Annotated in this window: 8 protein-coding genes; all 8 read right to left on the bottom strand. The window is 50.5% G+C overall.

Features of this window, described 5'->3' with window-relative positions:
- Positions 1–87 precede the first annotated feature (87 nt).
- A complete protein-coding gene (gene cydC, locus KNO99_RS02035; protein WP_214744805.1) occupies positions 88–1,803 on the bottom strand; it encodes a thiol reductant ABC exporter subunit CydC in 1,716 nt (571 codons plus the stop codon).
- Complete coding sequence (gene cydD / locus KNO99_RS02040) at positions 1,800–3,524, bottom strand: thiol reductant ABC exporter subunit CydD (RefSeq protein ID WP_214744807.1); 1,725 nt, start codon at positions 3,522–3,524, stop codon at positions 1,800–1,802. The genes cydC and cydD overlap by 4 nt, the downstream gene beginning before the upstream one ends.
- A gap of 122 nt (positions 3,525–3,646) precedes the next feature.
- Positions 3,647–4,336, bottom strand: coding sequence for a Crp/Fnr family transcriptional regulator (locus tag KNO99_RS02045; RefSeq protein WP_214744809.1), 690 nt, complete (start codon positions 4,334–4,336; stop codon positions 3,647–3,649).
- A gap of 113 nt (positions 4,337–4,449) precedes the next feature.
- Positions 4,450–6,792 carry a glycoside hydrolase family 31 protein gene (locus tag KNO99_RS02050; protein WP_214744811.1) on the bottom strand — a complete coding sequence of 781 codons (2,343 nt, stop codon included), beginning with the start codon at positions 6,790–6,792 and terminating at the stop codon, positions 4,450–4,452.
- Between the two features lie 161 nt (positions 6,793–6,953).
- On the bottom strand, positions 6,954–7,916 hold the full coding sequence (gene arcC / locus KNO99_RS02055; RefSeq protein ID WP_214744812.1) for a carbamate kinase: 963 nt from the start codon (positions 7,914–7,916) through the stop codon (positions 6,954–6,956).
- A 14-nt stretch (positions 7,917–7,930) separates the two neighbouring features.
- A complete protein-coding gene (arcD, locus tag KNO99_RS02060) occupies positions 7,931–9,406 on the bottom strand; it encodes an arginine-ornithine antiporter (protein ID WP_214744815.1) in 1,476 nt (491 codons plus the stop codon).
- A gap of 53 nt (positions 9,407–9,459) precedes the next feature.
- Positions 9,460–10,488: an ornithine carbamoyltransferase gene (gene argF, locus KNO99_RS02065; RefSeq protein ID WP_214744817.1), complete on the bottom strand. Its 1,029-nt coding sequence runs from the start codon at positions 10,486–10,488 to the stop codon at positions 9,460–9,462.
- A gap of 21 nt (positions 10,489–10,509) precedes the next feature.
- Positions 10,510–11,739 (bottom strand): arginine deiminase, encoded by a 1,230-nt coding sequence (arcA, locus tag KNO99_RS02070; protein ID WP_214745087.1) that lies wholly within the window; start codon positions 11,737–11,739, stop codon positions 10,510–10,512.
- Positions 11,740–11,948: the final 209 nt, after the last annotated feature.

Below are 11,948 nucleotides of genomic sequence, written 5' to 3' on the forward strand. Positions count from 1 at the left end.
GCATTGCTGCGACAACCCCCATTTGTTGCACCCATATTTGCCAAAAAAAAGACGAGCAGCCCACCGACGGGGCTGCTCGTCTTTTTGTTATGCGAACACTTCTTGTTCGATTTGTTTCAATTCGTAGAACATACCACGTTTCATCATCAATTCCTCATAAGATCCAACTTCGACGATTCGTCCAGCTTCCATCACGATGATTTGGTCGAAGGTTTCGAGTCCCGTCAAGCGGTGACTGACAAGGATGAGCGTCCCTGCCCCAGCCTGATTCACTAGTTCAGAAAAGACATGCGCTTCCGTTCCTGCATCAAGCGCTGAAGTAGGTTCATCAAGCAACCAGATCAGTCCGTTTTTGAGAAGGGCTCGTGCAATCGCTAACCGTTGACGTTCCCCGCCTGACAAGTTCGCTCCTTTCTCAAGGACCGGCTCATCGAGTGAAAACGATAAACGGACACGTTCAAGCGCCACAAGCATCTCTTCATCGGTAAAGTCACCAGCCAGTGCCAAGTTCTCCCGTACCGTCCCGTAAAAGAAGTGATTATCTTGCAAGACGACACTCGCATGTTGCCAGATCGCAGTCTGTTTCATGTCATTCAAGTTGTCTTGATCGAGTCGGATCGTCCCGTCTTCTGTCCGGACAAATGCCAACAACAGTTGGAGCAACGTCGACTTCCCGGAACCGCTCGGTCCAACGATGACCGTCTTCGAACCGCTCGGGATGTGTAACGACACATCGTCAATCACGTCCCGATACGTATCCGGATAGCGATAACGAACATGCTCAAATGAGATGGATGGCGATGCCGTGAACGTCACATCCTGACGTTTCGCTTCGAGCGCCTCAATCGTTTCACTCGGCTCCATCACTTCAAACAATCGATCAGCGGCTTGTTTGCTGTCTGCAAAGTGTCCCGGGAACACAGCCATCGGTGTTGTGTTCTCAAACGCTGTGAGCGACATCATGATGAGCATCGCCAAGAAGAGCCCGTTCAAATCTCCATCTACGACTTGATAGGCACCGATTGCCAAGACGCCCCATGAGACGAGTAAAGAGGCGGCGACGACAAGTGCGGAGTTGAAAAATTGATTCGTCGTATCTTTCCGCTCCGCTTCCATGTAGCGTTCGCTGCGCGCATAGACAGCTTGCTTCGTACGATCGAGTTGATGATGTAGTTTTAAATCTCGATATCCGTACATCATCTCGGTCAATTGAATCGATACGTCCCCCCGCAATGCACGAATCGTCTCGTCATGACGAGCACGAATCCGAGCAAATCCGAGTGGGATCAAAAATCCGGTGACGAGTACACCGAGTAAGATCCATAGACTGACCGCGAACGAGAAGAACGTCACAAAGAAGATCGTACTTAAGAACACGAGCACGAGTATGATCGGCGGATAGAATACGCGGAGAAAGTAGTTTTGCAGGCTCTCGACATCTCCGACGACACGCGCAAGCAAATCCCCACTCCGATATTTCGCAAAAATCGATGGGACGAGCGGTTCAAGTTGTCGATAAAAGCGGACACGTAGCTCGCTTAATATTGTAAACGTCGCTCGGTGTGATGCGAGGCGCTCCCGATAACGACTTCCTGCCCGAATGACCCCGAACAGTTTGATGAGAACGACGGGTACCATGAGCGCGTACAAAGGTGGGACGAGTCCCGCCCGTGAGACAAGGTATCCGCTTGCTGCAAACAGGGCGACCGCCGCAATCCCGGCTGCATATCCAAAGAAGATGGAGAGAAGGATATCTTTCTTCTCGCGCATCATCCATTTTGTAATCGTCCAAAGCGAGTTCATCGGCTCACCCCTTTCTGAAGCGCAAACAGTTCCGCATACTCTGGGACGGTGAGCAACGCGTCATGTGCGCCTTCCGCAATCCGTTGCCCATCCTCCATAAACCAGATGGTATCCGCCTCTTTGATTGTATGCAGGCGATGAGCCACCGTGATCAACGTTGCCTCTTTCGACAACTCAGTAATCGAACGTCTCACAATCTGCTCGGTCTTCAAATCGAGACCGGTCGTCGGTTCATCGAACAAGAGGATACCAGGTCGTTTAAAGAAGGCCCGGGCGAGCGCGAGACGTTGTCGTTCCCCACCCGATAGACCAAATCCGCCTTCTCCAAGCTCCGTCCAGATTCCGTTCGGTAATTGATCGATGACCTCAGACAGTCCTGCCGCATCGGCTGCTTCCCGTAACGCGTGCTCCTCGGCCTCTTCACCTAAGGCGATGTTATCGGCAAGTGTTCCGGCGAATAGATAAGGGTTTTGCGAGATATAGGCAATGTTTCCATACCAGGCAGACTCGTCAAACGACTGAAGTGGTTCACCATCCACGAGGACACGTCCCGATTTCACCTGTAGAAGTCCGGAGATGACGTTCAGTACTGTCGTCTTCCCGGAACCGCTCGCACCGACTAAGGCCAGGTGGGTACCGGACGGAATCCGACCGCTCAACGGTTGAAGTGCAAAACGTCCGCCTGCATATTCGAAGGAGACGTCTTCGAGTTCAAGGCTTGGTGTTCGTGAACCCAGTGACTTTGTTCCCCATTCGATGCGGTCATCGGGGGCGTCTAATACCTCAAAGATTCGGTCGGCTGCGCCCATACTTCCACGTCCTGTATGGAAGGCACTTCCTAAATCTTTAATCGCTAAATAATACTCTGGCGCCAATACGAGAATCAAAAAGCCAGAGAAGAACGTGAGGTTCTCCCACACGACCATCTGTAAGGCGACTTCTAACGCGACGACTCCGGTACTGAGCATCGAGATGAACTCGAGCATAAGTCCCGATAAGAACGCCGTCTTCAAAACGACCATCGTCGCATCCCGAAAGTCGAGACTACTCTTCTCAATCGCCTTCGCTTCTTGCTCCGTGCGATTGTAAAGTTTGAGCGTCGTCAATCCTTGTAAGACATCTAAAAACTTACCGGAAAATTGATTCATCTTCTCCATCTGTTCTTCCGATTTTTTCTGGGTCGCAATCCCGATGATGATGAAGAACAGCGGAATGAACGGTGCAGTGACCATCATGATGACTCCTGAAATCCAGTGTTGGCTGAAGACGACGACCAAAATGAGGAGCGGGATGATCGACGTTTGGATGACTTGCGGCCAATATTGACTGAAGTAAGCGTCCACCTCGTCGACAGCATCCATGAACACACTGACCTTTTTACCTGATTGTCCTGTCAAAGATGACTCGACCGGACTCGTGGCGTACCGCTCCAACAGTTGAAGACGTAACGTCTGTTTTGCCTTTTCGGATAAACTCGCACCGATGCGTCCTGACACGTATCCAAAAAGCGCTCGTGCCAATAAGGCAACGACGAGCCATAGCAAAGCCGGAAGGATGGCTTCGAATGATTCATCCTTTAAAAAGATTCGGTCGACGATGTCGACGATTAAATACGCTTGCGCCAAAATCGATAGTCCAATCATGACCGCGGATAACACGAGTCCGATGATGTGACCCCTTTCGGCGAAAGCAAGGGCTTGCAGTCGTTTCACTGCATTCATCCTTTCTCTATTTACAATTCCATTGCTTTGTGAGATTCATCACTAATTATACAATATGCCACGTGTTGAAGCGAACGCCCCGCTCGTCTGAACATGTAAAAGACGCCCTCATCTGAGTGGCGTCAATCGAAGTCTTGTTCAAAATATTCAGGATGCCCGATCACAAGTTGATGGGCGTCGATGCGCAGTATATCTTCTTTTCGAAGCTTGGCTAAAATCGTCGAGACCGTCTCCCGGGACGTACCGGACAGACGAGAAAGTTCGATTGCCGTGAATGGGCATCGGACGCGAACACCTTGTTCGTCCGGTTCCCCTAAATCTTCAATTAAGAAATGGAGCGTATTGATGACACGCTCTTTCGCACTCGGTGTGATGATTTCTTGGACACGCCTTTCATGCAAATCAAGAATACGATTCATCTGGCCAATGATATAGAGCAGCATGCTCGACTGCGTGGACACGAACCACTCAAAGCGATCCGTCGGGATGTAGATGACCTCAATGTCCGTCACCGCTTCAGCCGTATGCCGATAGTCTTCCCCTGTGAATAAACCGTTGTATGGGAAAAATTGTTTCGGTTTCACGTAATCGGCGTAATGATGGGTCGCATTCTCGTTCATCCGTTCGAGTTTGATATAACCGCTCATCAAGAAATACACACGCTCCCGCGGGTCCCCTTCCATGAACAACAGTTGTCCTTTCCGATACGTCCGGCAATAGACGTGCGGAATCAACTGTTCAAGCGTACGACTCGGACATGTTGCAAAAAGTGTCAACTGACGTAAATCGTCAATCGTCCACATGTGTCGCATGTTCATCCCCTCATTTCTATTCTTCTATCTTCAGTATAGTGGGATTTTCAATGAAAGCGCTCTCTAAATCCGACAGTTTTCTGACATGACAAAAGGGGGTCTCCCCCCTTTTGTCAGTCCAACATCAGTTCCAATAGCGCGTCCTGTAAATCACGATCGAGTTCTAACGCATGGAGGTCAAACAGCCATGCCTCGAGACGCGTCTTCGTGGTCGCCATTTGATACAGACGATCTTTCAAGTCATAAGCGATTTCGGCGCGGTCTAAGAACCGATAGAGACGGTCGAGTCGATGCGCGTTCTGTGTCAGATCGACCGGAAGCGTCACAGTCTGCTCCTGTTTCCATTCACCGAGTGGAATGTGTAACGTCTGCGTCTCCGCATCATAGTCCCCTTCTCCGACGACCCCGCGGACTAGAATCGTCAACGTTCGATTCGCCGGGACGAGTGTCAAATCACCTGAAGTCTCGATGTGAAGCGTACGTGCTTCCCAATCGAGCGTGAACGTCGTTTCGAGCGACGACCCTGTCTCATAATCACGGCTTTCCCCGTCATCTTCGTACATCGTGAACGTGTTCGAGGCACCTGGAAAGACGAGTACTTCTAGCTCGCTCGGGTTCCCCGTTTCGTTCGCATGCGGTTCATGCGGCATCATTGGAATGATGGCACCCGCTTTGGCGAAGACCGGTTGCCCTTCGAGTTCACGGAACACACGAATCGACTTGTCGCCTTCATAACGATGACCCGTGAAGAAATCGAACCATTGCCCTTTCGGCAACCACACGTTCGCACCCGCGACATGGAGCTGTCGATCCATCGGTGTGACAATCGGGGAGACGATGAGTTCACTTCCGAAATAAAACTGATTCGGCACCTGATAAGCCGCTTCATCATCGGGATGTTCGATATACATCGGTAACACGAGTGGCAACGCTTCTGCATGGTTCCGATAGTTCATCGTATACAAATAAGGAATGAGTTGATGACGCAGGCGTAAGAATCGCTTCATCGACTGTTCGGCTTCGATTCCGAAACGCCAAGGCTCTTTTCCGTTGAACGTGCTGAACGTCGAGTGGAGGCGCATGATTGGACTGAACACTCCGTATGCGACCCAACGCGCCGCGAGCTCATCGTCTTTTTTACCACGATGATGCCCTCCGATGTCATGACTCCACCATCCATACCCGATGTTCGTAGCTGTTGCCGTGAAATACGGCTGGAAGGCGAGTGATGCCCAAGAGATGATTGTGTCCCCTGAGAATCCGACCGGGTAACGGTGGCTCCCTGGCCCAGCGTAACGAGAAAAAATGAGCGGGCGTTTGCCGTCACGGGCGATATCGATGGCGTGATAATGATTTAACATCCATAACGGATCGAGTCCTTCCATCTTCGACGTCGACCCTTGTTGCCAGTCGATCCACCAAAAATCCACACCGTCCGCTTCATGCGGGTGATGCATCTGTTCGAAATACGCTTGAATGAATCGCTTGTCCGAAAAATCGAACGGGATTCGGTCACCCGATTCCGGATCGACCCCCATCGCCTCAGCCATCGCCGCATACTGGTCTTCAAACGCACGGATCCCGTCAGCGGGGTGTAAGTTCAATGTCACCATCATCCCCTCGTCTTTTAACCATTTGAGGAATCGCTTCGGTTCAGGGAATAAGTTTTTATTCCACGAATAGCCCGTCCAGCCACTCCCATACTCTTCCGGGATGTCTGTCACGTGCCAGTCCATATCGATGACGCTGACCGAGAACGGGACGTCTTCGGATTTGAAGCGGCGCATCAACGCCTTATACTCTTTTTCATCGTATCGCCAGTACCGGCTCCACCAGTTTCCGAGCGCTTTACGAGGTAGCATCGGCGTCGGGCCCGTCAACGTGTAAAAGTCTCGAAGTGCCTGTTTATAGTCATGGCCATATCCGAAGTAGTAAATGTCATGAATTCCTTTTCGTCTTGGCTCGACGAAGCGGTCATCCGTCATCAAAAACGAGGACGAATCATCAATGATCGCATACCCTTGTTTCGAAAGGATCCCTTCTTCTAACTCCGTCGCCCCGTCCACATGGTCGAGTGTCCGCGCCGTCCCTTTCAGCGTCCGCTCGGGACCGTTGAACATGTAGCGGCTGTAATACGTACTGAAGTTCCCTTTCACGTCCACATAGAGCGTGTTCGGTGCGAACGGTCCTTTCGTATAATATAAGTGAACGTGTTCCGTAATGATTTGAAGCTCTGTCTCGTCTTCGATCACTCGGAATTGCGGAACGTCAAATTCCCGATTCCACGCCACTTGGGTAGCACGGTCTTCAAAAATCCCGTCCTCCGCGTACTCCATCCGAATCAACTGACTCGTCAATACGGTGAAGCGATAACAGCTTCCTTGCACGATTGCCTCTTCTCTTGCTTTTGGTCTCATCCACGACTGATATACATGATTTTCTTCGAATAGGCGCATACACTCGAGCGTTTCCGCTCTCCGTCACTTCCTTCCTGAAATTAGTGCAAACGTTTACACTGAATATGATAGCAATCTCATTTTTGGCATACAACTTTCCTTCCCCTTGAATCGGGACAGAAAACAAAAAGTCGCAAACGTTTCACGTTTGCGACCCATTCTTATTGTTGAAGAGATGGAGCCAAACGGACGCGTGTTCCAGCATCCCCATAAATGGCAGCTAGCGCCTGGTCGAGTGACGTGATGATCGCGACCCGGTTCGTACCGGATTCTGCGAACTGCAGTGCCGCTCTTACTTTTGGTAACATGCTGCCCGGAGCGAACTGTCCTTCGGCGATATACGTCTCCATCTGTTCTTTTGAGGTCTCTTGTAGCGCCATCTCGTCTGGTTTCCCAAAGTTGACATACACATGTTCGACCGCAGTCAGGATGAGCAATACGTCTGCGTTGACGAGGTCCGCGAGTTTCGCAGCCGCAAAGTCTTTATCGATGACCGCCTCGATTCCGACATACCCTTCAGCCGTCTCCATGACCGGAATACCACCGCCACCGGAAGCGACGACGATGTGCCCAGTTTCAACGAGCGTTCGGATGACGGCGTGTTCCGCGATTTTCATTGGGACCGGGCTCGGGACGACACGACGATGTCCACGTCCTGCATCTTCTTTGAACACGTAACCCGTCGTCCGTTCGAGATGAAGTGCCTCTTCTTCCGTATAAAACGGACCGATTGGCTTCGATGGATGATGAAACGCACTATCATTCGGATCGACCACGCTTCGTGTGACGAGAGAAGCCACATCTCGTTCAAGACCGCGTGCACGCAGTGCTTTCGTCAGCGCATTTTCAAACCAGTATCCAATCATTCCTTGCGTCATCGCGCCACATACATCAAGGGGCATCGCTGGCGTAGCCGGACTATCTGATGCGGCTTGTTGTAACATCAAATTCCCAACTTGTGGACCGTTCCCATGCGTGATGATGACGTCGACCCCTTCCGCAATCAGTGCTGCGAGAGATTCTGCCGTCGCCTCGACCGCTCGCATTTGTGCTTCCGCTGTCGCATCTTTACCTTGTTGAATCGCATTTCCGCCTAGGGCGATGACCACACGTTTTTTCTCCATATCGATACCCCCGATCAGATGACTGAGATATTACCAGATAGTATGCGTACGACTGCGAAAATGGCGAGTGCGGTCAACACTCCGGCGACCAACCATTCCGTTTTGTTGAGTGACTTGATGCCATTTTCACGTTGCGCTTTCATGTAGAGAAGTGTTCCTGGTGCGTATAGAAGGGTCGTGAGCAGTAAATAATCGATTCCTGCCGCATAGATGAGCCACAATCCGTAAATGGAAGCGACCAATCCGATCGTCAAATCGCGTGTTCTCCGTTCACCGGTGCTATAACCGATTCCATTTTTCGATACCTTCACTTGGTAAAGTGCCGAGAATACATACGGGATCAAAATGGCACTTGAAGCGAGGGAGAACGCAAAATTATAGGCGGCATCTGAAATCAAGAAGGTAAAGAGGAAGAGCTGGATCAACCCGTTTGTTAACCAAAGTGCGTTGACAGGTGCCTGATTTTTATTCTCTTTTGTGAACCATTTCGGGAACACACCGTCTTTTGCAGCGACGAATGGAATCTCCGCCGCAAGAAGCGTCCAACCGAGCCATGCCCCGAGTACGGAGATGACGAGTCCACCGTTGATGAGCATCGCGCCCCAAGGACCGACTGCCGACTCAAGCAAGTAAGCCATCGCCGGTTGCGAGGCGTTCGCCACGTTTTCCGGTGTCATAAGGCCGAGCGACATGACAGAGATGAGCAGATAGATGACGAGTGTCCCGAGCAATCCGATGACGGTTGCCTTTCCGACGTCAGAGCGCTTCCGAGCACGACCCGAGAGAACGACCGCCCCCTCGACGCCGATGAAAACCCAAAGCGTGACGAGCATCGTCGAGACGACCTGATCGCGAACACTCCCCCATGAGAAGCCGCCTTGTCCCCAAAAATCGAAGGTGAAGTTTTCGAGATTGAAGAAGAACAACGTAATCGTAATGAATGCAAAAATCGGAACGAGCTTGGCAATCGTGGTGACAATGTTGATCATCGACGCCTCATGCACCCCACGAAGAATGAGCGTGTGTACGAGCCAGAGCATGATGGAGGCTCCAACGATGGAGGCAATATTTTGTCCCCCTTCAAAAATCGGGAAGAAATAGCCGACCGAACTGAACAGCAGTGTGGCGTACGCCACGTTTCCGAGCCAGGCAGATAACCAGTATCCCCAAGCCGAGTTAAATCCGACGAACGAACCGAAGCCTGCACGTGCATAGCTATAGACACCACCGTCCAAATCAGGACGGCGCATCGTCAGATTTTGAAAACTGAGACCGAGCGCGATGATCCCGATTCCGGTGATGACCCACCCGATGAGAATGGCACCCGCGTTCGCGCCTTGCGCTAAATCGGCGGCCAAGTTGAAGGCTCCACCGCCAATCATCGATCCGACGACAAGTGCCGTCAACGCTCCGAGACCTAATTGCTTATCTTGCTTTTCAGGATGTACTCCAGCCGAACCACCTGAGTCATGCTCCAACTTCGTAGACATTCTACTCATCCCTTTCGCTTATTTTGAAACGGGAGGGGAGTTCCCCTCCCCCGTCAACGTTCAAGCCATTCGCGTGTCTCCGTGAGCGTTGCCGCCATTACCGCCTTGATCGTATGCATCCGGTTTTCCGCTTCATCAAATACGAACGAGTGACGACTGCGGAACACCTCATCAGTCACTTCCATTTCCGTCAATCCGTACTGTTCATGAATCGCCCGACCGACCTCTGTCTCTAAGTCGTGGAAGGCAGGGAGGCAGTGTAAGAACATGATGTCCGGATTGCCGCTCTTTTGAAGCATATCCATGTTCACTTGATATGGTCGCAACAATTCAATCCGTTCTGCGAAAGCTGCCTCTTCGCCCATCGACACCCATACATCCGTGTAGACGACGTCCGCCTGGTCCATCGCTTCTTCAATGCTCTCCGTCAATGTGATGACGGCGCCTGTTTCAGCAGCAACCGCTTTCGCATAATTGACAATTTCGTCAGATGGCCAAAGTGATTTCGGTGCGCAAATCCGCATATCCATCCCTACTTTTGCGCCACCGATCAATAGGGTGTTCCCCATGTTGTTCCGGCCGTCGCCGACGTACACGAATTTGATTCCGGCCAATTCTCCTTTTTGTTCTTTCACCGTCAAGAAGTCGGCCAAGATTTGTGTCGGATGATAGAGGTCGGTCAATCCGTTCCAAACCGGCACCCCTGCATCTTTCGCGAGACCTTCGACTGTCTCGTGGGCGAAACCGCGGAATTGAATACCGTCAAACATGCGCCCGAGAACGATGGCCGTATCACGCACCGACTCTTTCTTCCCGAACTGGATATCATTTTTGCCTAAATACTCAGGATGCATCCCTAAGTCGATTGCGGCGACCGTGAACGCACAACGCGTCCGCGTCGATGGTTTTTCAAAGAGTAAGGCGATGTTTTTGCCTTCACAAATCCGATGTGGGATGCCTTGTTTCTTTTGACGTTTGAATGCAGCAGACAAATCGATCAAATAATTGATTTCTTCACCAGAAAACTCGTTTAACGATAAAAAGTGACGACCTTTCAAATCAAAATTGAACGTTGTAGACATACTGCTTCCTCCTTATCACATTTAGATGTCTTGGCGGATAATCGGACAACTCATGCAACGTGGACCCCCACGACCGCGTGATAGTTCACTCGACATGATTTCAATCACTTCGACGCCTTCTTTACGGAGCAGTTCATTCGAGACGTAGTTTCGGTCATACGTGACCACGACACCCGGTGCGATGGCAAGCGTATTCGATCCATCGTTCCACTGTTCGCGCGCCGCTGCGATCGGGTCGCCGCCTCCACAAGGAATCAACGTCGCTTCCTGTAAGCCGAGGACGTCTTTTAACACTTTCAACAAATCGGTATGCTGCGTGATCTGCAATTCACCTTCTGCATTCAAGGAAAGTTCGAAAATATTCATTTTTCCTTCCGGTCCTTGAATGAACGGATGGATGGTGAATTTATCATGGTCGACCATCGTAAAGACGGTATCGAGATGCATGAAGGCGCGTGATTTTGGAATTTCGATGGCGATGACTTTTTTGAAGCTGTCTCCATGTTTGAGCAAATTGAGGGCGACGCGTTCGATTCCTTGCGCGGTCGTTCGTTCAGAGATGCCGATGGCGACGACTTCTTTCGATAAGACGAGCTCATCCCCGCCCTCCATCGCAAATCGATAGTCACGGTCTGACCAAATCGGAACATCATGTTTCGCAAAGCGTGGGTGATAGCGCATAATATATTGCGTGAAGAGTGACTCACGGCGACGTGCCGGTTCTTTCATTCGGTTGATGGAGAGACCATGACCGATTGCTGCGGCCGGATCTCGTGTGAAATAGAGGTTTGGCATAGGATCTAAAAAGAAGGGGTACGTATCTTCAATCATTTCGTGCAAATGTCGGCGCTTCTCCGGCTTGATCTCCGATTTTCGGATACCGGCCATCACCGTTTCAATCAACATCTCATTATCAAAATCCAGTAAATACTCTTTTAACGTTTCGTAAGAGCCGTTGATATTTGATTTAGACTCCGACAAGATATCCGCGACAAACTTTTCGCGAACACCAGGGAGCGACAATGTCTCAGCCATTAATTTTTCGAGATAAAGGACTTCCACACCGCGATTTTGGAGCGCACTCGCAAAATAGTCGTGTTCTTTTTGAATGACCGGCAAATGGGGAATATCATCGAACAAGAGGCGCTCTAAATATTCCGGGGTGAGGTTTTCTAATTCCCTTCCCGGTCGTTTCAGTAATACCGTTTTTAATTCTCCAATTTCTGAATACACATGAATCGGATGTTTCAGCGTCGTATCTTGTGAAATCGGTTGATTCGTCATTGAGATCATCTCGCTTCCTCCTTGTGATTCGGGTGTGTGAATACCCTTACCTTATCACTTTACCAAATTTTCGAATGTCTAATCCGGCACTTCACCTGTTAGAGATTCCACATGGCTATGTATAAATGTTCACCTTTGTGAATGAACAAACAATGCACGAAAAATCGGTGCCACGA

It is taken from the genome of Exiguobacterium sp. s189 (genome assembly GCF_018617615.1).
Lineage (GTDB): Bacteria > Bacillota > Bacilli > Exiguobacteriales > Exiguobacteriaceae > Exiguobacterium > Exiguobacterium aestuarii_A.

Coding starts and splice junctions, on each gene's coding strand:
- KNO99_RS02045 (WP_214744809.1), bottom strand. CDS start 4,336: ATGCGACACATGTGGACGATTGACGATTTACGTCAGTTGACACTTTTT.
- KNO99_RS02050 (WP_214744811.1), bottom strand. CDS start 6,792: ATGCGCCTATTCGAAGAAAATCATGTATATCAGTCGTGGATGAGACCA.
- cydC (WP_214744805.1), bottom strand. CDS start 1,803: ATGAACTCGCTTTGGACGATTACAAAATGGATGATGCGCGAGAAGAAA.
- argF (WP_214744817.1), bottom strand. CDS start 10,488: ATGTCTACAACGTTCAATTTTGATTTGAAAGGTCGTCACTTTTTATCG.
- cydD (WP_214744807.1), bottom strand. CDS start 3,524: ATGAATGCAGTGAAACGACTGCAAGCCCTTGCTTTCGCCGAAAGGGGT.
- arcC (WP_214744812.1), bottom strand. CDS start 7,916: ATGGAGAAAAAACGTGTGGTCATCGCCCTAGGCGGAAATGCGATTCAA.
- arcD (WP_214744815.1), bottom strand. CDS start 9,406: ATGTCTACGAAGTTGGAGCATGACTCAGGTGGTTCGGCTGGAGTACAT.